Origin of the sequence: Amycolatopsis albidoflavus, assembly GCF_039525725.1 — a bacterium.
In the GTDB taxonomy this organism is placed as follows: Bacteria; Actinomycetota; Actinomycetes; order Mycobacteriales; family Pseudonocardiaceae; genus Amycolatopsis; species Amycolatopsis albidoflava.
Genome location: NZ_BAAAHV010000013.1, coordinates 42,714 through 67,271, shown reverse-complemented (window position 1 = coordinate 67,271; position 24,558 = coordinate 42,714). Strand labels below are relative to the sequence as shown.

General features: G+C 68.2%; 17 protein-coding genes and 1 pseudogene. 6 read left to right on the top strand and 12 right to left on the bottom strand.

From position 1 onward, the window contains the following. Nucleotides 1–36 precede the first annotated feature (36 nt). From ABD156_RS24030 to ABD156_RS24015, 4 genes are all read right to left on the bottom strand, one after another. The gene (locus ABD156_RS24030; RefSeq protein WP_344277808.1) at nucleotides 37–2,565 is read right to left on the bottom strand and encodes a helix-turn-helix transcriptional regulator; all 2,529 of its coding nucleotides are present in this window, start codon (nucleotides 2,563–2,565) and stop codon (nucleotides 37–39) included. 121 nt (nucleotides 2,566–2,686) lie between these two features. Next, nucleotides 2,687–5,395, bottom strand: coding sequence for an AAA family ATPase (locus ABD156_RS24025; protein ID WP_344277805.1), 2,709 nt, complete (start codon nucleotides 5,393–5,395; stop codon nucleotides 2,687–2,689). Nucleotides 5,396–5,496: 101 nt separating this feature from the next. Continuing rightward, on the bottom strand, nucleotides 5,497–6,072 hold the full coding sequence (locus ABD156_RS24020; RefSeq protein WP_344277802.1) for a DUF6328 family protein: 576 nt from the start codon (nucleotides 6,070–6,072) through the stop codon (nucleotides 5,497–5,499). Between the two features lie 187 nt (nucleotides 6,073–6,259). Beyond that, complete coding sequence (locus ABD156_RS24015) at nucleotides 6,260–7,057, bottom strand: helix-turn-helix transcriptional regulator (RefSeq protein ID WP_344277800.1); 798 nt, start codon at nucleotides 7,055–7,057, stop codon at nucleotides 6,260–6,262. Nucleotides 7,058–7,475: 418 nt separating this feature from the next. Between ABD156_RS24015 and ABD156_RS24010 the strand changes: the two genes are divergently transcribed. Next, entirely contained in the window at nucleotides 7,476–8,036 is a 561-nt protein-coding gene (locus ABD156_RS24010) for a response regulator transcription factor (RefSeq protein WP_344277797.1), read from the top strand. 8 nt (nucleotides 8,037–8,044) lie between these two features. Here ABD156_RS24010 and ABD156_RS24005 read toward each other — a convergent pair whose 3' ends face one another. Next, nucleotides 8,045–8,407 carry a hypothetical protein gene (locus tag ABD156_RS24005; protein ID WP_344277795.1) on the bottom strand — a complete coding sequence of 121 codons (363 nt, stop codon included), beginning with the start codon at nucleotides 8,405–8,407 and terminating at the stop codon, nucleotides 8,045–8,047. A gap of 331 nt (nucleotides 8,408–8,738) precedes the next feature. Next, nucleotides 8,739–9,194 carry an SsgA family sporulation/cell division regulator gene (locus tag ABD156_RS24000; RefSeq protein ID WP_377926000.1) on the bottom strand — a complete coding sequence of 152 codons (456 nt, stop codon included), beginning with the start codon at nucleotides 9,192–9,194 and terminating at the stop codon, nucleotides 8,739–8,741. A 332-nt stretch (nucleotides 9,195–9,526) separates the two neighbouring features. On the opposite strand from ABD156_RS24000, the gene ABD156_RS23995 reads away from it, so the two are divergent. Continuing rightward, nucleotides 9,527–11,809: an ATP-binding protein gene (locus ABD156_RS23995; protein ID WP_344277792.1), complete on the top strand. Its 2,283-nt coding sequence runs from the start codon at nucleotides 9,527–9,529 to the stop codon at nucleotides 11,807–11,809. Between the two features lie 214 nt (nucleotides 11,810–12,023). Here ABD156_RS23995 and ABD156_RS23990 read toward each other — a convergent pair whose 3' ends face one another. The 4 genes from ABD156_RS23990 to ABD156_RS23975 all read right to left on the bottom strand — a co-directional run bounded on the left by ABD156_RS23990 (nucleotide 12,024) and on the right by ABD156_RS23975 (nucleotide 16,358). Continuing rightward, nucleotides 12,024–12,662, bottom strand: coding sequence for a helix-turn-helix transcriptional regulator (locus ABD156_RS23990; protein ID WP_344277789.1), 639 nt, complete (start codon nucleotides 12,660–12,662; stop codon nucleotides 12,024–12,026). Nucleotides 12,663–12,732: 70 nt separating this feature from the next. Continuing rightward, on the bottom strand, nucleotides 12,733–13,287 hold the full coding sequence (locus tag ABD156_RS23985; RefSeq protein ID WP_344277786.1) for a type VII secretion system-associated protein: 555 nt from the start codon (nucleotides 13,285–13,287) through the stop codon (nucleotides 12,733–12,735). Further along, nucleotides 13,280–15,481 carry a hypothetical protein gene (locus ABD156_RS23980; RefSeq protein ID WP_344277784.1) on the bottom strand — a complete coding sequence of 734 codons (2,202 nt, stop codon included), beginning with the start codon at nucleotides 15,479–15,481 and terminating at the stop codon, nucleotides 13,280–13,282. Before ABD156_RS23980 ends, ABD156_RS23985 begins: the two co-directional genes overlap by 8 nt. Nucleotides 15,482–15,575: 94 nt before the next feature. Next, nucleotides 15,576–16,358 carry a type VII secretion system-associated protein gene (locus tag ABD156_RS23975; RefSeq protein ID WP_344277781.1) on the bottom strand — a complete coding sequence of 261 codons (783 nt, stop codon included), beginning with the start codon at nucleotides 16,356–16,358 and terminating at the stop codon, nucleotides 15,576–15,578. Nucleotides 16,359–17,720: 1,362 nt separating this feature from the next. Here ABD156_RS23975 and ABD156_RS23970 point away from each other — a divergent pair. Both ABD156_RS23970 and vioD read left to right on the top strand, forming a co-directional pair. Next, the gene (locus ABD156_RS23970; RefSeq protein ID WP_344277778.1) at nucleotides 17,721–19,100 is read left to right on the top strand and encodes a pyridoxal phosphate-dependent decarboxylase family protein; all 1,380 of its coding nucleotides are present in this window, start codon (nucleotides 17,721–17,723) and stop codon (nucleotides 19,098–19,100) included. An 86-nt stretch (nucleotides 19,101–19,186) separates the two neighbouring features. Further along, nucleotides 19,187–20,296, top strand: coding sequence for a capreomycidine synthase (gene vioD, locus ABD156_RS23965; RefSeq protein WP_344277775.1), 1,110 nt, complete (start codon nucleotides 19,187–19,189; stop codon nucleotides 20,294–20,296). Between the two features lie 416 nt (nucleotides 20,297–20,712). Here the strand turns inward: vioD and ABD156_RS23960 are convergent, their stop codons facing one another. Continuing rightward, entirely contained in the window at nucleotides 20,713–20,847 is a 135-nt protein-coding gene (locus tag ABD156_RS23960; RefSeq protein WP_344277772.1) for a hypothetical protein, read from the bottom strand. 402 nt (nucleotides 20,848–21,249) lie between these two features. Here ABD156_RS23960 and ABD156_RS23955 point away from each other — a divergent pair, with 402 nt between their 5' ends. Together ABD156_RS23955 and ABD156_RS47860 are read left to right on the top strand one after the other, a co-directional pair. After that, nucleotides 21,250–21,837 carry a hypothetical protein gene (locus tag ABD156_RS23955; RefSeq protein ID WP_344277769.1) on the top strand — a complete coding sequence of 196 codons (588 nt, stop codon included), beginning with the start codon at nucleotides 21,250–21,252 and terminating at the stop codon, nucleotides 21,835–21,837. A gap of 137 nt (nucleotides 21,838–21,974) precedes the next feature. Next, nucleotides 21,975–22,131: pseudogene (locus tag ABD156_RS47860) on the top strand (ketopantoate reductase family protein); the annotation flags it as partial. 425 nt (nucleotides 22,132–22,556) lie between these two features. On the opposite strand, the gene ABD156_RS23950 reads toward ABD156_RS47860, so the two are convergent. Continuing rightward, complete coding sequence (locus ABD156_RS23950; protein WP_344277766.1) at nucleotides 22,557–24,479, bottom strand: BTAD domain-containing putative transcriptional regulator; 1,923 nt, start codon at nucleotides 24,477–24,479, stop codon at nucleotides 22,557–22,559. Between the last annotated feature and the right edge of the window lie 79 nt (nucleotides 24,480–24,558).

The window sequence follows — 24,558 nt, the reverse complement described above, 5'->3', positions numbered from 1 at the left end:
AGCTCTCCTCCGTGCCGACCTTGCCCACCGCGGTGCTCACGCCCCGACCTGTTCCAGCCAACCGCCCAGCCCCGACGTCGCCAGCCCGTGCCGGGTCCGGCAGCCCGCCTTGGCGAACAGGCGGGTGAGGTGCTTCTCCACCGTCTTCTCGCTCATCCGCAGTTCGAGCGCGATCTGCCGGTTGGTCCGGCCCGATCGAATCAGCTCGATGATCCGCAGCTCGGCCTCGGAGAGCTGCTCGCGCGCGGGCCGCGCCATCGAAACCACCACGCCGTGGCAGCGCAGCGACTGCCGGGCCCGGGCAGTCAGCCGGGCGGCACCGATCGCCTGGGCGATCTCGTACGCCTCGTTCAGCCACGGATGCGGCTCGGCCGAGGTCTCGGCGACCCGCTGACAGGCCAGCGAGAGCTCGAACCGGTTGCCGTGCCGCCGGATCACCCGCTCCGCGGCGCGGGCGTGTGTCCCGTCGTCCTCCACCAGCCCCCGGACGACCAGGACCGTCTTGGTCGATTCGACGGTGCCGCAGCCGCCGTGCCAGGCTTGCGCCTCCGCCAGCACCCGACGCGCGTCGGCCGTCCGGCCGGTCTCGGCCGCGATCGCCGCCAGCCGGCGGAGCAGGAGCGACACCCCGGGCGTCTCCCCGCGGTCCCGTCCTCGGCGGAAGGCGCTCCAGCCAGTCTCGAACACACCGTCCACCTCGCCCGAGTGGTGCCGAATCCCGGCCAGCACCCAGCCGCGCAGCGCCGCGAAGGCCGCGCTGTCCTCCGGGACGCCGGCCAACCACGAGGCCGCCAGCCGGTCTTCGCCCCGCCAAGCGCACATCTCGGCGGCCAGCAGCCGGGTTGCCTGCCGACTCACCGGGTCGGCGTTCGGATCGGTCTCGAGCCGGCGGGCAGCGCTGAGCGCGTCGGTCCAGTCCTCGCCCGCGTACCCCGCACAGACCCGGTGCACGGCGGCGATCGGACCGTCCGCAGCCGACTGGTAGTCCGGGCCGAGCACCGCTTCGAGGGCTGGTGCGATGTCACGCATGGCGAGCGCGGCGTCCAGGACTGCATCGGACGGCCCGCCGCGGAACCCGTCATCCGGCAAGCACCATTGCCGCAGCGGCCCGAAAGCGGACTCGACGTCGACCGCGCGGACAGATTCCCCAGCGAACCAGCGCCGACCGAACTCCGCCGCGCCCGCGCCGGCGATCGCGGTCTCGACTGTGTCCGGCACCGGCTGTCCAAGGTGGACCGAAGCGAGCACCGCCGCAGCGGCGACGCTGTTCCGGAGCTCCGTGCCGCCGGTGCCGCGAGCGACTGCCGCCGCCGCGAAGTCCGCCAGCAGCGCGTAACCACCGGTGCGCACCAACGACCGGACGATCTCCGCAGCCAGCCGGTCCTGTTCCGGCCCTGGCCGCGCTTCGCGCCACGCCGTGTACTCGGCCATTGCGGGATCGAGCGGAGCGTCCACACTCGATCCCGGCCGCACGTCGTTCCCGGCCGCATCGGCGAGCTGCTGCTCGGCGACCGCCCGGCGCAGCTTGGCCAACCGTTCCGGGTCGGCCGCCGCCACCGCGGCGCCCAGCGCCGGGCAGCCGACCGTCAGCCGCGCGGCGAGGTCGGCGTCCAGCACCCCGGCGAGCACGAGCCGGTCCGCCGTGCGGCCGTATTCGGTCAGGGTCCGTCCCGCCGCCGCGGCGAGCAAGGGAAGGTCGTCAACGCCGAAGCGCGGCCCGTCCGCGGCGAGCAGGACGAGGTCGCGGGCGGTTTCTCCCCAGGAATCGACTTCAGCGCACAGTGGATGCCCGGGCGGAAGGGCGATCGGCTCGGCGGGATCGCGCAGGCAAAGGTGGCCGTGCACGGTCGCCAACCTGCCTTGCCGGTGCAAGTCCGCGACTGCCGCCGCGAGCGTGCCGGGGTTGAAGTACCAGCGGCCGAGGCCGCGATGCAGGGCGTCCCGCAGCGCGCCGTCGACGGCGGTGCCGGCGACCTGCCGCAGCACCAGATCCGCCTCGTCCTCCGGAAGCGGGCCGAGATCGATCACCTGGTCGGCGGCGGCGCACAACTCCTCCGCTTCGCCCCGACACGAGGCGATCACCCGCTGACCGGCGGAACGCAGCGCAGCCAGCGCAACCGCGGGCTGGGCAATCAGATGCGCGTCGTCCACCAGCAACGCGACCGGCTTGTCTGCTCCGAGCATGCTGAACAACGCGCCGAAAGCGTGGATCAACCGGTACTTTCCGGGTTGGGAAGCATAGGTGTCTTCGGTGCACAAGCGGCGCACGGCGGCGAGTGCCTCGGTGAGCCGGGGACCACCGCCGATTTCCTCGAAGTCCTCGCACACGGCGCGCAGCACTGCGGACACCCCAAACAGGTCCCACTCCGGGTGTTCCGCCGAGCCGACGACCTGGACGGTCACGAATCCGCCGCCGGCCAGCTCGTGGCCCGACTGTGCCAGGACGCTGGTCTTGCCGCTGCCCGCAGGACCGCGCACCACCAGCATCGCCCTCCGGTGATCAGCACCCCGAAAAGCCGCCAGCTCCGTGTCCCTGCCGATGAGAGCCGTCCGCTGCTGCTTCATCTCGACCACTCCTCCCCGGTTCGTCTCGTCCGCGCGGCGCGGGAGTCCACACCGGACCCGCTGGAACCAGTCTCGCCGGGCCGTCTTCACGCAGTCTCTATGTCGCTCCATGCCGACGGCGCTAGAACCGGCCGGTCAGCATCGCGCCGGAAAGTTCGATCCGGGACCGGTAGCCGGTCCGCAGGAACAGGCGGCTCAACCGTCCTTCGACGCTTTTCTCGCTGGTGCGCAAGGCCGTCGCGAGTTGTTTGTTGCTCAGGCCCTCGGCCGCGAGCATCGCCAGCACTCGCTCGTTCTCGACGAGCGTTTCCTGGCGTCCCGGCACGGCGACGCCGTGCTCCCGCATCACGTTTCGCAGCCAGGCCCGGTAAAGCAGCGCATCGACCTCGCCGTACCGGGCATACGCCTCGCTCAGCAGGCGCGGATGGCCGACCCCGTTGCGCACGAGCCGTTCCAGAACGACGGCCGATTCAAGCGGCTGCCCGCGCTCGCGCACGACGGCCAGGCATTCCGCGGCCGCTGCCCGGTCGTGGTGCACGGTGGCGCGCACGAGCCGGGCAAGCACCACTGCCCGGCTCGTGGGCATGCGCGCGACGATCTTCTCGAGTTCGGCACAGCTGCGCCGGGCAAGCCACCGGTCACTCGATTCGAGAGCCAGCTGTGCCAGTTCCGCCCAGGCGACATCGGCACCGGTCGCAAGTCGACGCTCCCCGGCGTCGGCAATACAGTGCTCGAGCCAGGCCATCGCGCCCTCGCTCTCTCCGAGTGCCTGGTCGATCCTCGCATCCGCGATGTCCAACAGGTATGCGAGCTGGGGCGACGCAGCGCGGGCGACGGCCAGATGGTCTCGCGCCTCGGCCAGTTTTCCCTGGGCCACCAACAACGAGACCACCAGCAGGTGCATTCCGGTCGACGCCGCGTGGTAGTTCCGGTTGGCGCCCTGTGCGATCCTGCGCCGGGCCAACTCGACGGCGAGCCCGGCCTCGCCGCGCAGGGCCGCTCGCATCGCGCGGACGGCTGGGGAAAGGCCGGACGCCGGCAGATTCTCGTCTGCCAGCAGCTTTTCCGTGCCGCCGAGATCACCGATGACCAGAAGCGCGGTCGCGTACGCGCCGATCTGACGAACGCGGTGCCGCTCTATGTGCCGCAACGGCCACTCGGAACGGACCGCTACCGCGGATTCGAGAGGTGCGAGATCCCCGGTCCACACGGCGGCCAGGGTCTTCAGCAAGCTGCTGGTCATCACCGACATCGCGTCCTCCGCGTGCCTGTAATCCCCCGCGAGCAGGTCGCTTACCAGGTCCCATCGATCGAGCAAACTACCGGCGTAAGCCTTCACGACTGGATGCGTTCCCGCTCCGTCCGGCGCCGGAGCGGACTGCCCGGCAATCGCGCCGACGGGATCCAGCTCGCCCATGCTTCGCCACGCGCACAGCCGAATCAGGCGGACCTCCTGAATTTCGTCCTCGGCCAGCGCATCGGCGAAATCGGCGAGAAGCAGCTCGGCCCCGCGCAGGCTTTGCTCCGGCCGGTCGGCCCGATGACAGGCGACGGCATGCCGGTACAGGACTGCCGCGCGGGTCGCCCGGTCCTCGGTGAGTTCCACCGCCGCAGCGAGCCACCGCACAGCCCGCTCGGCCTCGGACCCGTCCGCCGCGGCGTGCTCAAGCAGCGCCCCGAGCGCCTGGCGGCAATCGACCAGACGGCCGGCATCGGCCACCAAGTCCGCGAGCCGGTCCGGATCGGAGCAGCGCGCCGAACCGGCCCACACCGCACGGACCGCGGACCCGGCGAGTTGCCGGCGCTCGAACGGGCCTAGCTGCGCGGCAAGCACTGATTCCCCGTACGGCAAAGGAAACCGCCACCCTCGGCCGCGGTGCAGCACCCCTTCCCGGCACAGCAGATCCAGTGCCGCGACACTGTCCGTCCGAGACATGCCGAGCGCGTCGGACACAAGCGCCGGCACGGCTTCGCCCAGCGGCGCGATGAGCGCCACTGCCTTGGCCACCGTCCACGCATGTGAGCCGAGGCCGCGCACTGCCACGCCGAATCTGCTCGTGAAGCGCGACGGCGGCGCCTGTCCGGGCACCAAATAGGCCCGGCCGGAGATCGTGTGGATCGAGCCGGCCCGGCACAGTCTCTCGACAGACTCGTCCACTGCCAACGGAATGCCCCGGGAGCCGCGGAGAAGCCGGTCGAGCAGTTCGCGATCCGGCACGGCTTCGGTCAGCTTGACCACTCGCCTGGAGATCTCCGCCGCCGTCCACGGCCGCAACCGCACTGAATGTACGAGACCCTCCTGACGGAGCCTGCCGAGTCTCGTCCTGCCCTCGGCCGCCGCCGGACCAGCCCCCGGAGTCCGGATCGCGCAGCAGAACATCGCCGAAGCGTTCGTCAGCAGCCGGGCAAGGCTTTCCAGCACTGCCAGGGAATCGCGGTCCGCCCACTGGATGTCGTCGACGAGCAACGCCGATTCGCCGTCCGCCCGAAGAATGGCCGCGGCCGCGGCCATCGCCGCGCGCCTGCCGATCCGCGGATCCTGGGCGGCCCCGGCGGCGTGTCCGACCGCGACCCACGCCGAGTCCGTTCCCGCAAAGCCCGCCGACCGCGATCCGCCGGCACCGCGGTCTGGGGTGCCTGGCTCCGCGCCGAGCATCGCCGGAACCGCGATGCCAGCGCGGGTAAACCGGATCCCGGAAACCCGGACACCGCCAGCCGCCAGCTGCGCGCCGAGTTCCCCGAGGAAGGCGGTCCGCCCGATCCCGGCCGGACCGGAGATCGTGACCAGCGGCTTCCCGGAGGAACGAGCAGCGGCGAGTTCGGTGTCCACGTCCGCATCATGCGACGGTGCTCCGCATCGACGGTGCCCGCCGGATCAGCCGAGGTACTTTCCGCGACGCGTTGTGTCCGAACAGCCACGTCGGCATCTGGTCATCGGCGTTTGCGGAGCCGCGCGCGAATCGGCAGCACGTACCAGAGCGAGACGAGCATCGTCAGCGCCCCGGCGGCGATCGCACTCGCGGTCTCCGGCCCGATCGCGATTGACAGCACCAGCAGGAAGGCCGCGCTCAGCGACAGCATGAGAAACGAGAACCCGGCCAACACCAGGACATTGGAAGTCCGGACCAAGTCCTGCCGCAGATTGCACCCGAAGATCACCCGGTGGTAGACCGCGGGAGCGACCAGCAGCGCATTCGCGGCCACCCCGAGAATCAGCGCGGTGACATACACCCCGCGCTGGAAGTGGGAAAAAGACGAAAAAAGCGGAGTGAACACCATCGTCAGCATCGAGGCGAGAAGCAGTTGCACTCCGGTCTGCGCGACCCGGACCTCTTGGAGGAGCTCGGCGTAATTGCGGTGCAGCCGCTGGGACTGCGTTTCGACGCGCACTTCCGGCCCGGTGATCCGCGGCCCACGAGGAGCCGGAAGGTCGGCCGACTCGGCGCGCATCTCCGGCACAAGCAGCTCGATCTGTTGTGCTGCAACGGCTTCCGTTGTTTCGATCACTGCGGGCCTCCTTTTTGTGCCGACAGCGCAGCCGAGAATGACCGCAAGATCGAGACAGTAGCCTGCGATGCCCGGATCGGCACAAGCCGCACAACCGTTGTTGAGGCCGAATTTCAGCGTCGGCTGCCTGTTCCGCCCCCTCATCAGCCTTCGCCGCGAAGAAGGCTCCCGGAACCGGGCGGCCCGGTCAGACCATCCCGCACCGAATGGCGTAGGCGACGGCATGTGCCCGGCTGTTCAGGCCGAGCCGCGTCATCATCACCTGCAGGACAGCCTTGATCGTCCGTTCGGAATAATTCAGCTTCGCAGCGATCTCGCTGGTGTCCAGCCCGTCCGACAGGAGGCGCAGAACTTCGATTTCGCGCTTGTTGAGCCCGGCCGAGGTCAGGCCATAGGTGCTGTGCAGCCGTTCCTGGGACTGCCGTATGCGATCGAGCAACGCGAACAGCAACGGCTCCGGCATCGTCGAGCGCGCCCTGCTCGCGTTTATCGTGGCCCGGACGATGACGTCGTAATCGACCTCGCCGCGCATCAGCACGCTGACGAGCCCGCATTCGAACGCCCTGAGCAGGTAGTACTCCGGAAGCCGGCTAACCACGAACACAACGCGGACGGTGGAAGACTCGGCGCGCTCGACGAATTCCTCGACCATGGACAGCAGGGCGCCGTCGACATTCCCTGCGAAGACGATCAGCACCTGGGCCTGCCGCTCGGCGTCGCCGACGACCAGTCGGACGCCCGGACGACCGCGGAGCGCCGCGCGGGCGCCGTCCGCCGCGATCGGATCCCTGGCCAGGACCGCCACGCTCACCCAGCCCATCACGCCTCCATCCTGACCGCGGACCGCCTTCGAACCGGCCGGCACCGCAACCGCCGACAATCGACGAGACATATCTTCCACGGTGCGGCAGTCCTGGTTCGCAGGATGACCGCCGTCGAGCCAGCCTTTCCGCAGGCCGCCTGGCGCCGATTCACGGCCGATCATCCGATCCAGTCGGAAAAGCACTATGTCGCATTCCTCCGGAGCCGCCGCCGGGCAGACGCGAAACCGACGACGCAACAGCAGTCGCCAGCGGACCGGTCGGTCCGACGCCGAGGCGCGGCGGGCACGATCGAACGGGCCGCGCGCTCGATCCGGTCGGCCGACAGTGCCGCCCGCGCGCTCGGTCCGCCGGCTTCGCGTCGCTACCGCCGCTCCGCATCGTCTTCGCCACCGCCGAGCCCCTCCGTGTGGTCCTGACCCGGTGTCCGCCGGCTCGCCGGGGCGTTCACGCCGCCGAGCCTTCCTTTTTGAGACTTCGTGAAGGCCACCATCTCACACTGATCGAAGCCATGTGCATACTCTGTGGAGGTGAGCGACCGTGGGTAATGTCTACGTCGCCGTACGTGCGAGCGACACCGTGATGGGAGTCGGCCTCGCAAGCTTCCTCGAGACAGACCGCCGGCTGACGGTCGTTCCCTTCACGTCGCCGCTCGAAGCCGACGTGCTCGTCTTCGCCACCGACTTGCTCGACACGGACAGCGCGACGGCGCTGCGACGGATCGCTGGCAGCTCCACGGCCCGAGTGGTGCTGATTGCCGAACATTTCTCCGAAGCGAACGTGATCGCAGCGGTCGAATGCGGAGTGGTCTCCGTACTCCCTTTCGGCAGCAGCAGCGCCGACCTCGTCGACACCGTGCTGGATGCCGCCGAGCGGCCGGCCTTGGATCCTCGGCTGCTCACCGAGCTGATGGACCAGATCCGGCGCCTCGGCCGCCCGGAGCCGGACTCAAGCCAGCTGACCGACCGCGAAATCGCCATTCTGCGGATGCTGGCGGACGGATTGGACACCCAGCAGATCGCCGACGAGCTCTGCTATTCGGCCCGCACGGTGAAAAATATCCTGCATGTCCTGTTGAGCCGGAAAAAGCTGCGCAACCGGCAGCACGCAGTCGCCTATGCCGTCCGCGCCGGACTGATCTGACCAGCCCGTCACGTCCCGAACTTCCACCCGGCCTGTTCCCCCGAGCCGGCCGGGAATTCGAGTCCGGCTTGATCGACGCCCTGGAGCAGTTTGACGGCCGAGCGCAGCCGGTCCACCGCCTCCTCGGGATCACGCCGAGCGGTCGCTCGCATCGCCGCGGCCGCGTCGAGCAGGCCGACCAGGATGTCCACATAACGCTCGCGCGCTTCATCGGTCTTCTGCGCCGCGGTCAGCGTGACACACTCGTCCACCCAATGATCGAACCGGTCGGCAAGTGACAACTGTGGCACCACAACGTCGTCCGGCCAGTTGCGCGGCGGGCCGCTCCATCCTTCGACGCGACGGCGGTCCCTGCCGGATTCAGTCCCCACGATCCCCACCTCGCCAGTCGGCCCCGGAACCCCGATCCGCGAATGGTGACACATTCGACAGCCCGGTGGGGCATTTCGCTCCTTCAAATCAGTCGTTCGCAGCATCCGGCTGGGCCGGATTGCCCATCGTGGAATATTCCAACCCGACCCCTCCCGCCACGCTGGTGAAAGGTCGCCGTCGCGCCGCCTCAGCCGCGGCACCGCAGTACTTCCGTCCGCAGCACACCGCTGCGAACTCTTCGATTCCCGACTAGCTCCGGAAGATCTCGAAAGCCCGGCGCGTGCACGCACATATGCGGTCGCTTTCCATCTGCCGCGGACCGGCGCAAGCTCAGTCCGCGGACAGCCTGGCCAGCTCAAGATCGAAGTCGGCCCACAGCGACTCGCTGCCCCACGGGACCACCTCGTAAGTGCGGTCGAGGAATTCCCTGACCCCGGACACGGGCGCGCGCAGTACGGCATATCCGGCGGGCGAATCCAGCTCGACGAGAACCGCCTTCGGATTCTCCTCGGAAGGCCGGATCCGAATGTCGCCGAGACCAGCCGGCGAGTGGAGCCCGCTGGCCAGAAGGCTGCGCGCGAAGATCCACTGGATGGAGCGAGGAGCCTCGACAGTGTCGAACTCCATGAAGATCGCATAAGGATCCGACGTTTCGTACCGCAGCGTCGCGCGCAGCGGCACCGGAGTCATGCATCCAGCCATCAGGTCGAAAACCAGTTCTCGGGCGACCACCGCATTGTCCGAGGCATTGGCAGCGGAGTAGGGCAGACGTCTGTTTTCGTTCATGTCAGCAGTGTCGGCGGAAGGACTTCATTCCCAGTCCACACGATCCGCGCCTGGATTCCGGCATCCGTTCGCCGGGCTTCCACTGGCGACAGCGGTGTCACCGCTCGGCGGTGCCGAGTCGAGTTGGTGCGCCACGTCGCCTGCGCCGATCGCGGACTTCTCCGCCACAGCCGGAATGAGCTGCCGCAGCACCGGATTCCGCCTTTCAGGCAGGGAAGACTGCCCGCCGGTACTTGGTTGCCGACGGACCGGCCAGGACGCACTGGGCCGGATTTTCTTCGCCTACAATGCACGAAGGTGCGCGACGAAAAGGCCCAGGAGGCGTTGAGACGGTGGGCGACGATCTGACACCGGAGCTGACGGTTCAACTGCTGGGCGACGTACACGTCTCTCGCGGCTCAGTCGAACTCGACCTGGGATCGTCGTTCCGCCGGGGCGTGTTCGCCGTTCTCGCTTGCTCCGCCGAACACACGGTCGCCCGGCATGAGCTCGTCGACGCACTCTGGGGCGAAGCGCCACCGCCGAGCGCGAGCGGCAGCCTCTACACCTATGTTTCCGATCTGCGGCGGGTGCTCGAGCCAGGACGGCCTCGGCGCGGCGATTGCCGGACACTCGCATCGGTCGGCTCGGGCTATACGCTTTCGGTGCCACGGAAGAACATCGACCTCTTCCAGTTCAGCGCTCTGTGCGAAACCGCGCAGGATCTCGCCGCGAACGCCCGCCGGGAACTAGCCCTCGAGACCGTCGAAACCGCGCTCGGGCTGTGGCGTGCCGATGCTCTGTCCGGCGTCCCGGGACCGTTCGCCGAAGCACAACGGCTCCGGCTCGCCGGAGTACGGCTGAGCGCATTGGAACTGAGGGCCGAGCTGCTGCTCGGTCTTGGCCCGCAGACCGGACTCGTCGACGAGCTGCGAGTGCTCTGCGCCGAGCATCCGAACCGGGAATCACTTCGTGCACAGCTCATGCGAGCCCTGCACGGTTGCGGCCGCACCGCGGAGGCACTGAAGGTGTTCGCGGAGTTCCAGTCGATCCTGATGGACGAGTCGGGCATCGAGCCGAGCCTGGATCTCCGAAAGCTGCGGCAGTGGCTTCTCGACCCCGTAGCCGAGCCCGCTCCGGCGTCCGCGCGACCGCAGGTGGCCGCCGGCGGACCCGCGGGCTCGCAGAAGCGGGAACTGGAGCGGACGAACGGCTTCGTCGGGCGTACCGCGGAGCTGAGCCTCCTCGACGCGGCCTTCCGTGAGGCAGTCGCCGGACACGGCGGCGCAGTGCGAGTGGCGGGCGAGCCGGGAATCGGCAAGTCCGCGCTGCTGGCGGAAGCCGCCTCGGAGATGTCCGGCGCACAGGTTCGCTGGGCCACAGCGCACGAACTGGACACGGAGGTCCCGTTCCGGCTGTTCGCGGACCTTCTCGGCCTGCCGGCGGACGCCACGCCCCGGGGCGGAACGGACTTCGACACCGAGACGGCGCAGGCGATCGCGGTGGTGCGAAAGCTCTGCGCCGAGCAGCCGCTCGTCTTGGTGGCCGACGATATGCAATGGGCTGACGAGGCGAGCGCCGCGACCTGGCGGTGTCTCAGCGAACTCGAAGGCCTGCCGCTGTTGCTGATCAGCGCCTCGCGCACAACAGAGGCTGGCACGGCCGGCCGCGGCACCGTCCTGTCCCTCGGTCCGCTGCCGCCGGCCGACGTACGCCGGTTAGTCGACCGGTGCACCGAGCCCGGCAGGAACCCGCTCTACCGGGAAGCTGCCGACGGAGCCGGCAATCCTTGGTACATCCGCCAGATCGTCGCGTGCATGGACGAGGCGCCCCCGTTCGCCGACGCGTTGCCGGAGCAACTGGTCTCGCTCGTCAGCCAGCACCTGACCTTCCTCTCCGAGGAGACACTCGCGACGATCAAGTACGCGGCGATGCTGAGCCGCGGATTCACCGCGGACGAGGTGGCCGCCGCTACCGGCCGGACCGGGACCGAGGTGACCGCACGCCTTCAGGAGGCGACGTCCGCGGGGATCCTCGATCGCACCGAGGATCGGCACGAGTTCCGGCATACCGTTGTGCGCCAAGCACTCTACGAGCAGACACCCCGGGCGCTGCGCGGCATGCTGCACCGCCAGCTGGCCGAGGCACTGGCCGGCATCGGCGTGCCTCCGCACCGGGTGGCGGAACACCTCGTCGTCGTTCCGGCGGCCGCCGACGACTGGACGGCCGAATGGCTCACGACAAGAATCAGCGCGGTCGCCGCCGAGCGGCCGCAGCTCGCCGTACAGCTGCTGCGCCAGGCGCTCGGCTTCGGATCGCTCGCGCCGCACACCGCCGACCTGTGCAGCGCGATTCTCGCCTGGATTCTCCTGTGGCTCGGCGAAGAGCCCGAATTGGAGGCCCGGTCCGCGCTCGCCCGGACAGAAGACCCGGAACGCGCCGCGGAGTTCCGATGGATCCTGGCTCATATCTACAAAGGACGCGGAGAGCGCGACGCCGCGCTCGCTGAGATCACCGAGGTGCTGCTGGACAGGCGGGTCACCGCAGAATGGCGCGCTCGGCACGAGACGTTGCTGAGCCTGCTAGGCGTCCGGCCAGCAGGTCGCGACAGCGGTCGGGGCCACACGGCGGGCTGAGCCGGTTTCCCGCCGCCGCGCACCGTCCGGTCAGGCGCAACGCACGATCAGAACCGAGGTGCGTCGCGTCCCGCAGGCGTTCCTCTTGCCAGCCGGAATCCGGTCGCCGACGCGCCTGAGCAGGACCGGCTCCGCCACCTGCCCGATTGCCGGGCGGAGTACGGCTGCGCGCCGCATCGGCAGGCCAGTCATCGCCCAGCAGGGGGCGAGCGGGTCAAAGGGCTCCGGCACGAATCGCGTAGGCCACGGCGTGCGCCCGGTTCTGCAAACCGAACCGCTCGATGACGCCGTACAGCACGTTCTTCACTGTGCCCTCCGAACACCACATCCTGGCCGCGATCTCGTCGGTGCGCAGCCCAGCGGCCACCATGCCGAGCACATCCACTTCGCGGTCGGCCAGACCGGCGAGAGAGAAACCGTTGGGCTCCAGCACGCCCCGGCGCAGCGCGTTCAACTGCTCGAGCAACGCGCGCTGCAGCTGAGACGGCAGGTACGCCGACCCCTGCCCGGCTGCGTGAACCGCTGACACGAGCAACTCCTGGCTGATCTTCACCCTGGGCAGCACTGCCTTCACGCCGTGCTCGACTGCGCGCATCGTCATCGCCGGATCGAACCGGTCGGTCACCACCACACAGCGCTGGGGCCGCCGGTGACCGGCCCGCCTGACACGCAATCCGGACAACCGGTTCAGATCGGCGACCACAACCTCGCCGGTGATCAGCACGACCACCTCGGCCGCTCCTGCCTGCTCGCCGTCGACCAGTCGCAACTGGTCGTCAGAACTCAGGAATCGAGCCGCGCCCGTGTAGTTGATCTCGTCCGCGGCCAGAATGCTCACTGTTGTCGGGTTCATGCCAGCCCCCGTCATGCTCGTTTCGTCACCGGATACGCACCAGTGTGAGCGAGGGCTCTTCATACCTCCTCTATGCGCTCGGATGACCTGCCGCCGTCCGGGACGCCGCGTCGCGGACCGTGTCGGCGAGCAGGCGCATCGCCGCCGGGCCGCCGGGATTGAGCAGGACGTCCACGCCGCTTCTGGGAAGCGCTTCGGCCAATCGCCGGACCGTGACGTTCGCCCACCCGGGCACGCCGTCCACCCTGACGCGGTGCCCGGGAGACGTCGTGACCAGCACGGAAGGCACTCCGTCCGGAGCGGGACGCACCAGCGCCACGCCCCGCTCATCGACCGCGATACCGACCAGGACTTCGCTCAGCAGCGCCAGCAGCAGCTCGGCGACGTCCTCGCCCTTCGCCAGCATGCGCAGAATCGCGTCGATCGGGTCGAGCGGCGAATCCGGCCGTCTCGGCCGGTACACCGGATTCGGCTGGAACACGCCGCGTTCTCCCTCGGGACTCACCACCCACGCCCCGAGCAAGACCTCCAGAGGCGGGTCGGGGGTCTCGCCGGTCGGCTTCCATTCCAGATCGACGAGAACCATCAGCCCGCCGCCGTCAAACGGATCGGCCCGCTCAGCCATCGCCGACTCCCGGCAGCACCCGGAACCTGGCCGCGGCGGCAGCCGGTACCCGCAGTGCGGGTACCGCTGCCGCCCAGCGCTCTTCGCTGCGTCGAATCGACTTCTTCGCCATTTCGTCCAGCGACGACCGGTTCGGAGCTGGCTGGCCTTCCGCGGTGATCTCGGCAGCCGGCAGCTCGCGCAGGACGATCCGGCCGCGAGAGGCACCGCCCGGGCGGGCCAGCTCCAGCACCTTGAACGCGGTCTTCGGCGCGAACATCACACGGTCGACCGCCCCGGTGGCCGGCTCCAGCAGTGCTGTCCTGCGACCGGACACCGACCACACGAGCAGGTCGGTGTCGCCGGCGGCGGCCGAGCACGGCTCAGCGAGGAGGTTCAAGAAGCCGAGCTCGGTAACCAAGGCACTTGCGTCCAGTACCGCCCACTGCGCGGCGGTGGGCGTCAGGGCAGACACTGCCGCGCCCCGATAGGCGGGCAAGGCGGCGAGACCTGCGGCCACGCATCGGCTGAACGTGCGGTCGGCGCCGGACTGTCCGGTGCGGAGCCCCGGGTCGATCTCGATCCCTTGCCCGGCCAGGTACATGCGCAGCGCGACCGCATCTGCCACCGCCCCCAGGCGCTCCGCGCCGGACCTGATCCGGAACACCTTGGGATTCTTCGCGAGAACAGCTTCGACGGCTGCCGTGTGCGCACCGAAATCCGCCGGCCAGTTGGCCTTCAGCCATTCCCGCGCGGACTCGAGGTCTTCCGCGGCCGGAGGCTCCGGCCGCGGAGGCTCCGGTGGCCCGGCGGCCGGAGCTTCCGCTGTCGCAGCTTCACCGGCGGCGGGCATCTCAAGCTTCATCGTTTCCATGAGCTGGCTGAGCCAGGGCAGTGCGGTGACCGGTCCGGCGTTCTCCAGCGGACGTGTCCTCGGGGCTGGCGGTGCGTCCGAACGCAGAACCGACACCGGCGCCACCTCGGTCACCCGGCGGGTCGGGGCGCTGAGGCGTTCGGTCAGCTCTACGGCCAAGGCACGCATCCGAGTCCCCTGGGCCGCATCGACGTCCTCGAAGAGGACGAGGTGCCGAGCCGGGTCGGCTAGCGCGGAATGGACCAGCGCGGTGTTCGGCGACTCCCCCTCCGGCCGGACCCACAGCCCGGCGCGCACAACCTCGACCACCGCCTCTACCGTGTAGCGGTACACTGCTGGCGAAAGCTCGGGCAGGCCGACGATCGGCGGCCGGTAGGCGCTCAACATCACCGGCGCGGCGCTGGTGATACCGGGCCGAAACACAACCTGTTCGGCACAAGCATGCCAGCCGTGCGAACCGTCCGCGCGCAAGACCACCACGTGGGGATCTTCCGGGTTGCCGGACGGGATGCCGGTGTAGCACACCACCGCTGTTCCAAGCAGATCGGCCAGCGCCTGCCCGAGACTGACGGACGGCGGCAGCTCCACGGGCCCGGCCTGTGCGAATTTCGCTCGCGCCCGCGCGGCATCGTCCAGGGTGGACCACAGCTCCGCGACCGCCTCCAGCGGCAGCGGCGGAAGCCGCTCCCCGCCGAGGACGATGGTGAGCACCTCCGGCTGGCATGGAACCCACCGGGCAAGGCGGTAGCGCCCCCGATCGAGGAGCGGCTCACCGCCATCCGAGCGGAGCCACAGCCCGCCGGGCAGCGGCTCGGCGCTCGCCGTCCCGGTCAGCGACCAGGTCGCCGAGTTGGCCGAGGACTCCCAGACTGGGCGGGGAAACCGCATCCCCTCGCGCACAGGCGGGCGTCCGCGACGGAACCGACCCCAGCCACAATTCTGCCCGGGAAGGACGAACAACGTCCCGGCGGCGGTCTGGAAGGTCGTGCCGCACGGCGCGACCACCGGCCGGCCGAGCCATTCGGCGAGCCACTGTGCTGTCTGCGGGCTCATCCGGCGCGGAAACCGGCCCGGGACCAGGCGCACCGGTCCCTTCCCCTTCGGCACTGCCGCAGCCACTGACTCCCAGACCTCAGCAGACGAATCCGGCGGCACGTCGACAACGACGAGAAGGCAGTCCGGATCGGGCGGCAGTGCTGCGGCCATCGAGCTTGCATCCACCCCCGCGCCGTCCGCGCCGTGCACGACGGTCGCCGCACCGCTGACAGTTGCCTGCATTCCTCCGGCATCGCGGCGGGACCGCAGCCGTCCCTTGCCAGGGAGTCTGGACAGGAGAGTCATTGGCTTCCCTTCGGGACGCGTTGCGTCACGATCACACCGCCGCCGAGCCGCCCGCACCGAATCGGTACCACGGACCGGTTTCGTCGGCCTTCTCTCAGAGCGGAGGCTCGGTCGTCCCGGACTCGCCCGGCCGGCCCGGATCGCCTGCCTCCACGGGCGGCGGGGCGGCCTCGGTGCCGTCCTCCTCTTGCTCCGCTCCGTCGGCCTCGGCTTCCTCGGCCTCGGTTTCTTCGCTGGTGTCCTCGCCAGGCGGCCGGGTCAGGTCGACCGGGACGACGCGCAGCCCCTCTGAGTCCAGCTGGTGTTCGGCGTACAGCCCGGCCAGCTCCTCTTCGTCCATCATCAGCGTTTCGCGGATGAAGTCGCCGTCGAGGCGAACGGCCGAGGGGCCGCCCGGGTTGATGAACACGTCGATCTCGTCTTCGAGCAGCTCCACCAGCTCGTCCAGATCGACTCGCGCCCAGTCCGGCGCGTTGATCCGGAGCCGGTGCACCTCGCTGGTCACGATCACGGTGCAGAGCTTGTCGTCGGGCGACTGGGTGATCAGCGGGCGGCCGTCCCCGTTCATCGCGATGTCGAAAAGCGTCTCGCGCAGGATGAGCTGAATGTGCTCCGCCGTCGCGTCGCCCTTCATCACCAGGCGCAGCACTGCGTCGAGCGGGTCCGACGGCGAGTTCTCGTCGGAGGGCTCGTACTGCGGGTTGGCCCGGAACTTGCCGAGCTTGCCGCCCTCCTCGACCGGCCAGAGCCCGACCACCGCCTCGATCGGCGGCGGCTCGTTCTCCGACTGCGGACGCCAGGCCGGGTCCATCAGTAAGAACCAATTCTCCAGCTGATCGTCGGGTGCACCCTCGGGTGTCTCTGTCACCGTGCTCATCGGCCTTCCCCGTTCGTCCTGCGGTCTCGCATGGGATGCTAGGCCCGCACCGCCCGCACCGCGGCCGATCGGGCTGCATGTCATTCAATCTTGCCCCAACGCGCCGCCCGTTCCGGACCTCGCCTCGGCGGCCACCGATCCCGCTGCGTTTCGGGGCACGGACGTATCGACGAGGGCCAACTCTTCCGCCGGAGAGTCGCGTCGCGCGCGACGGGCCGGACCATGCGGTCCAGGAACTCCGCAAACTCTCCGGTGCACTGTCGTTCTGGTCAGCTTGTTCCTCGATGCCGACCACGGCGACGTGTGGCCGGCATGCTCGGCTCCGCCCTCAGGCAGGCGGTGCTCGTCCCAGCTCGGTGGAGTGCGCCGCCCGGCCGACAGCCGCCGAGCAGCGGTCCCGTCCGCTGGAACGCCGAGACTTGGCGGGAGCCAGACGCACTGCGCTCGTTGCCGCCGCGCGGAAACTGCCCGGCCAGATGAGCGTCCCGGGATACGGATTCTCAGGTCATGCAGCGCAGCAACTATTCACATGGCTGGTCGAGCTGTCCAGCAGTCTCGTTGACAGCTGCGTGAATGACATCGAAGAGTGATTGACGCAGTTTGGGGCTATGGAGACTTAGCCGCGGCCCGTGCCCGCGCCGCACACACAGCGGCACCGGCGCAACCCATCGCCCGGTAATCGCGGAGCAATCCAGAGCGGCGCCGGCGATACGGCCGCACCCTGCAGAAAGCAACGAACCGAGGTCAGCGCCGCTACCAGAGCACCGGCCAGGGACACGGTCCGCAATCTCGTCCGGACCACCCGGCGAAGCGAAAATCATCGTGCGCCAAGCTGCTCCGCCGGCGTACGACCGGTCTTGCGGCGCGCTGAACGCGGCGGCGGAACCTGTTCCGGACTGTCCGACCACTGATTCGACGAGTTCCGGGCCAGCGGCCACTTCAGTTGGGCGTTCTCGCGCTCTGGCGGAGTGCTGCGCGTTCCCTCGCGACAACACGCGAGAAGCCAACTCCTCAAATCGCGCAAGAAAACGCTCCAGCGAAACATCTCGCAGCCGAACACCCCGTCGCCCCAGAGCACTCAGCACCACTGCGCACGCCCGGCAAACCCCGGGCAGTTTCGCTCAGAGACCGCCCGAGCGCAAACGCAGGTACGCACGGGCAAGGTTTTCTGCCCGCACCGGTCCGATCCTGGACGATTTAACCTCGCAAAGAGTATCGTGCCCTCACAACATTGAACCTCGACCGGATGCACATGCCACCGACTAAAACCTCCAGGCATACCGCTGGCAAAAATGAAGCGTACCGGAAATCCGGCATCGATTCAGCTATGAAAAAACAAGAACCACGAAATCCGGAAGATTCATGAGTCTGCACATGCATGAATACGACGAACAGCTCACAAGCCTGGTCTTCGATCACCTGCGCAATCGTCTGCGCCGGAACCCAGTTGAACTTGATTGCCCAGCTCCCGGCGAAAACGTCGCCAGCCAGCTGGAAGGCATCCTTTGCCCCGGCGGAAATGACCCCGAATACGTGCTCAAGCTGTACAATCGAGAACTGATGCGCACGGTGGTATCAGCGGACAGCCCTCGATACCTGTCGTTCATCCCCTGTGCCCCGACCAAGGCCGCGCAGCTAGGTGAAATGCTGGTTTCCGCCGACTCCCTCCAAGGCATCTTCTGGATGGAAGCGGCCGGGGCGATCGTCGCGGAAAACCAGGTTTTGCGACTGATCGCCGATCAAGCCAAGCTCCCGGAGACAGCTGGCGGCTGCTTTGTCACCGGAGGCTCGGCCGCCAATCTTTCCGCATTGGTAGTCGCACGCGATACCGCCCGCCGGCGGTTAGGCTTGCCGGTCAGCGCACGGTTCCGGGTGGCCGTGAGCGAGGAAACTCATTCGTCCGTGACCAACTCGCTCAACATCATCTGCGCGGAAAAGCTTGTCGTCCCGACCGACGACCACAGACTCACCGGCGAGGCGCTGCGGGCCGCACTGGAAGCAGACAACGACCCGGCCCCGGTCATCGCCGTCGTCGGCACTGCCGGCACCACCAACGCGGGACTCATCGACGACCTCTCCGGCATCGCGAGAGTGGCCAAGGCAAACGATATGTGGTTCCACGTCGATGGTGCCTACGGCGGTGCCGGGCTCTTCGCTCCGACCGTTCGGCAGCGGTTCGCCGGCATCGAATGCGTCGACTCCTTCGTGGTAGATCCGCACAAGTGGCTCTTCGCCCCCTTCGACTGCGCCGCGCTGATCTACCGGAACCCACAACTGGCCAAGTCGGTGCATACGCAAGCTGGCCCGTACCTGGACCTGGTGCAGGCCGCCGAAAACAGCCCGGAATGGAATCCTCCGGACTACGCCTACCACCTCACCCGCAGCGCATGCGGCCTTCCGCTCTGGTTCTCGCTGGCCGTCCACGGCATCGACGCCTACCGCGAAGCGATCGAGAGCGGCATCGCGCTCGCCAAAGCGGCAGCCGACCTGATCCGCGACGAGTACAAGTACCTCGAGGTCATCCGCGAGCCTGAACTGTCCTGCTTGATATATCGACGTCCCGGCTGGACGGCAACCGAGTACCGCCGCTGGTCGAGGCGCCTGCTCGCAGACCAGGTCGGTTTCGTCGTCCCGACCAGCTGGGAGGGAGAAGTAGTCACCAGACTCGCGTTCCTGCACCCTGGAACCACCCTCGAGATGATCCGCGAAATCCTTGACAGCATGCGCGAAGCGCCCGCCTGACACGAGGCGCTCCAAGAGCAGAAACCCATCGTTATTCGCACCCGTCCGGCACCGAAACCTTCCGCAAACCAAGAGAAACCCTGGCCATGGATCGCATGATTGCATCGGCGCCTCTCGAAGACTGGCTTCGCACGCGCTACTTCGACTGCCCCATCGACATTTCGAGTTCCGGCGTAACCGACTACACGTTCGGAGAACTGATCGATCAGCTCGGCATCCATTCCGCCGACCTCGACCGCGTTCCGTTCAAAGACAGCCCCTCGCTCGGCTGCCGACGGTTACGCGAAGCCGTCGCGGCCAGATATTCGCCCGGCCACGCCGACTCGGTCATGGTGACGCACGGCTCAAGCGAGGCGCTCTTCCTCGCTATCGCCTCCATAGTCGAGCCGGGCGACGAAGTCGTCGTGCTGTCTCCCGGCTATCACTCCCTGTCCGCGATCGCCGAGAGCATGGGCGCAGTGCTCCGACCATGGCACCTGGACGCAGACCGAGGATTTCGGCCAGACCTGGAATCCCTGCGCGAGCTGCTCAATCGGCGAACGAAGGCCGTCATCGTCAACTTTCCGCACAATCCGACCGGTGCCACCCTGGCCGAGGATGAGTATTCAGAGTTCCTGAAAATCATCGGCGGACACCATGCATACCTGCTCTGGGACGGTGCGTTCGCCGACCTCGTTTACGATCGCCCCCCGCTCGCCGACCCGTTCACCCGGACGGAGCGAAGCTTTTCTTTCGGAACACTTTCAAAAGCATACGGACTCCCTGGGCTGCGAATTGGCTGGTGCATAGCTACAGGAGCAAACCTCGATAACATGATCAAGATTCGCGATTATACTACCATCAGCTGCTCTCCACTTTCCGAGAATTTGGCCGCCAGCGCACTCGAGAATGCGGACACGCTCATCGGCCCTCGTCTAGATGATGCAACGGCAAACCGGAAACTATTGTCTCGCTGGGCTGCAGCAAACGCTGAATTAATCGACTATCCGCCACCCGTCGGCGGGGTCACCGCATTCCCCCGATTTCGCACATTTAGCAACACTCGCAATTTGTGCGAGATTCTATCGTCCGAGGACGGGGTGCTCGTCGTTCCCGGCTCCTGCTTCGGACTGGCCCAGCACATGCGCATCGGCTTCGGCTGCCACACCGAGACGTTGACAAAAGGACTGGACCGATTAAGCAGCAGAATGAGGTGACCGCACTGGCTTTCAGCCGAGTCTGCCGTTTTCGAAGCGGCAAGGATGAGTGCGCTGATCTTGCGGGGGTCGCCGACGAGGTGGCGGAGTACTCGTCAGCAGCCGAAGAGGAGCGCGAATGCCTTCGCCCAGGCAACCCGCGCCCGCGGAGCAAGGCATCGCGGGCGCGGGTTGTTCATGTCCAGCGCTGGTTCCCGGCAGGTTGTTCAACCGGGGTGCGCACAGCAGATCCGCCTTCGGTGCGACTGCCAGCGGCCAGCGTAGGCAGGCGAGACGGGAGCGAGCCTGAGACAAGGCACCGAGAACGTGGTTTCACGCCGCGATGATGTCGTCGATGGAGCCGGATACGGCCGACCAGCATGAGGCCGGGAACGCATCGGGTTCCATCAAATGCCTAGGAGCTTGCCGTCTTGTTCTCAGCACGCACTGGAACACCAGGCATCGATCTGCTGATCGTTCACGCTGGCGGCCAGTACCGCAATAGCCTCGTCCGGATAGCGGTAACCGCCCAGCCCGGACGACGCCGCAGTCCAGCGCCTGTGCAGCCTCATCTCGGTCCTCCCGAAACCAGCGCAACCCGAACACAGTTCGCCGAAAGCAGGTCGACGCGCGTCGGCGGCGTCAAGTACCCGACGCCCAGGCGTTCAGCAGGGAGCTGGGGTAATGCGCGCGGTACGCCGAGCATGACTCGATAGACCCCTTTCGCGTGGTCGACGTGCCCGGCTGAGCAGTTTCGGTTTCAGTGTCCCCGCGGCGGCGCGGTCTCGTCTGCCAGTACCGGTCCTGGCACAGGCTGGACTGCCGCAAGCATTCGGCCGCTTCCGGTGCCGGATACCGTCCGTGCCTCCTTCGTCACCCTCGCGCAGTGGTGAATTTCGCCCAGCGATCGAAACCAACCTTGGGACAATGCAAGTACCCCGTCCGCTGTCCGTGCGAGAGATCGAGGATTCCCTATGACTTCCCCCTGGAACCCGGATGACCTGCCGCCGCGGAGCGGCCAGCCATACCCAGGCTTGCCGCAACATCCGTCCTCCTCGCTGGCTCCCGGACAGCCGTATCCGGGTAGCTCCCGCGTGATGCGGCAGAAACCGCACGGCGGCACCGCGATCACCGCGGGTGTCCTCGCGATTGTCGGCGGCGTCTGGGCGAGCATCTCGGTGCTCGTCTCGATCAGCGAACTGTCGACGCTCCACACCGGACCGCTCTGGCCGCTCTACGCAGTAGTCGGCGCGAGCGCGATCAACGTGGGACTGCTGATCTACGGCGGCATCGGCCTGTTCTTGCACCAGCCGGCTGGGCGCATGTGCACGATCATCGGCTGCGGCCTCGCGATTGTGTTCAGCACCTTTTCTGTCGCGACGTCCGGCATCGCGTTTTCCGGGACGAGGGGCAGCGGCAGTGTCCTGGAGGCAGGAATCGGCGTCCTCGTAGTCGTACTGCTCTACGGCGGCGTCGGACTGGTGCTGGCGCTGGTCAAGCCGACCGCCGACTGGGTCAGCTATCGACCGAGCTCAGCTGAAGGTCCGCGGGCCGGCGCGTAGGATACGGGTCACCGGGCAAGACGAGCTCAGGCATGGCGCCGCCCGCTGCGGGCCGAGCGACGAGTGGCCCGATGATCCGCACATCGGCAGAAAGCCGCCCAGCGGAGGACAGTTTCTTGCCGCCGCAGCCTGGCCGACTGACTGCGCACGTCCCGCGCGCGCGTAAATTTCGCCGCGCACTCCGACCCCAACGCCGAGGAGCCGCGTGCGGTCTGCCGGGACGCCCTTGCCGAAGCGTGCCGGTTGGGCATCGCGGCGACGCGGCTGGAAGCTGCGGAACCGTACTTTGCCCGGGGCCGGGTAAGCGTGAATCCGCCGGTCCCGGTGGCCCATTGCGGTTTCCCAGTCCCCCGCAACCAGATGCCAACCTTGTTCGCATCGGTCGGCCGACTGTCGTTCGCGCGCGGTTTTTCGCTGCCCAGCCACAATGGACTGGCACCGAGAAGCGCGAACTCCCCTAGCAGGTATGGGGCCTTTCGCGCACAGAAGATCCGCGAAGGAGACCTGGTCTCGCGGGTCCGCCTCGCGCAAGTACGCCGTAACGGCGCCGCTTCTCCAGAAATCCGGGCTGGCCACGCCGAATCTGTAGCCGGCCGATTTCGCAGCGCCTGCCGCCAGCGCCACTACCGCGGGCGACGTAGCTCGCCCTTCGCGGACTGCCGCGCGACGCGGTCGTTCCGGTGGCAGTGTCCCGCATGAGGACGCTGCCACCGGAACCGTCACTTCCGCTCGATGAGGAGCGCCGCCGATGCCCGTTCAAGTTCCGTAGTCCGCTGTGTGGCTTGGGTGTCGTCTCCAGTGGCTGTGGCGATCTGGATGGCGGCAGGCAGCAGGTTGACGCGGCGAAGGGGATCCATGGCTGCGGCGGCCAGCGCGGTATCGATCATGGCGGTAGCTGCCCGCGTGTCCCCCTGGGCGAGCCGCACCATCGCGAGCCCGGGCTGGACGACCGCTCCGCACGCCTCGGCATGGCCGAGGGCGCGCTCGGCTCGGAACAGCTCACCGCGGGAGAGATAGATCATCGCGAGTTCGTAGTGGGCGATTCCGGCATGGAGCAGATCAACGGCCTGGATCTGCGAGCGGGCCGCGATCATTTCGGTTTCGGCCTCGTCGGGCTGCCCGAGCGCGCGCAGGACCTCCGCCTTGTGAATCTGGCAGTCGCCGGGAATGCCCCTGATTCCGGAGGCTTCGATCGCCTCGATCCATTCGGCGGCCCGGGCGTAATCGCCGGTGGCGAGCAGCGCCTGGGTCGACCAGCAGAAGATCTGCCCGGTGGCGATCGGGCCCAGCCTTCCGGTGGACGCGGTCGCCAGAGCTTCGTCCAGCAGGCACAGGGCCTCGTCGAAGCGCCCGAGCCGAGCAAGGGCACACCCGCGCAAGGTCAGGCCGACTGCCTCGATGTCCTGGTCGGCGACGGCGCGGCCGATTCGTTGTGCCTCAGCCGCCTCCGCCTCGGACGCGTCGGGCCGGCCGTTCGCCATGGCAACGAGAGCCCCGGTGAATGCCAGCACCCCGTGCGCGGCGCCTTCCGGTTGACCGACCAAGAGCCGACGTCCCTTGTGGTACCAGCCAGCGGCGATTGCGGCACGGTTCCGGACGTAATGGTTGCCTACGATCAGGAAGGCGGCGATGGCTGCCCGATCCGGCCGGCCGGCGTCCAGCCACAGAAAGTGCGCTCGCTGGCGAGCGGAGATCGACCTGGTCTGCTCTCCGGCCATGAAGGCGACGTCGCCGAGGAGTTCGAGGTCGTCTGCCCCGAGCCCGGCGGTCCGGTCGGCGGCGATCAGCAGTTCGCACGCGTTTCGCCACTCGCGTTGCCGGGCCGCGGCCCGCCCCTGGAAGAGCGGCCCGTCCGTCGGGTCCGCTCCAGCGCCCGGCTGGCGGCCAGGCGGGTCGAGGGCCGGATCCTGCCGCAAGATCCCGGCCTCCAAGGCGGTCAGCGGCGGCGAAGGATCGATGCCGAGCTGATCGGCGAGGAAGGTGCGGAGTCGGCGGCAGGCGGCCAGTGCGTCCGCCTGGCGGCCGCAGCGGTAGAGCGCGAGAATCATGATGGCCCATCGCTGTTCGCGCAGCGGTTCCTCGGCAACCGCCGCTTCCGCGCCAGCTACCACCCGCTCGTGCTGTCCGGCGTCCAGCCGGGCCCGCAGCAGCTGCTCGGTGCTCTGTACCCGCAATTCCTCCAGCCGGGCAGCCTCGGGCTCTGCCCAGGGCAGGTGCGCCACGTCCTGGAACGCACGGCCGTGCCACTTGGCGAGCGCTTCGGTCAAGCAGGCCAGCGCGCTGGCGTAGTCCCCGCTGGCCAGCTGAGACGCGGCGGCACTGGTCTGCAATTCGAACGCCGCGGCGTCCAGGACCTCCGCCCCGCCGAGACACAGCGCATAACCCCCTGGCCGGGTTTCGAGACACGCCCCGATCTCCGCGCGCAACTGGTTGATGTGGCTGTGCAGCGTCGCCTTCGCCGGCGGGCCGGCCGTTCCCTGCCAGGCGTCCGCCAGCAGGGTGTCCGTCGACACGACGTGCCCTGCGTCAAGAAGGAGCCGGGCGACCAGCGTGCGGCGGCGGGTACCGCCCAACTGGACCGGTGAGCCGTCGCGGCGGGCCTGCGTGGGGCCGAGTACGCGGAAGTCAACAATGCCAGTCATGGGTCTCAACTCCTCCGCGGGCCACCTTGGGGACAACATTATCTGTTCCTACGGCGGCTACTTTAGCCTGAATCCGTGG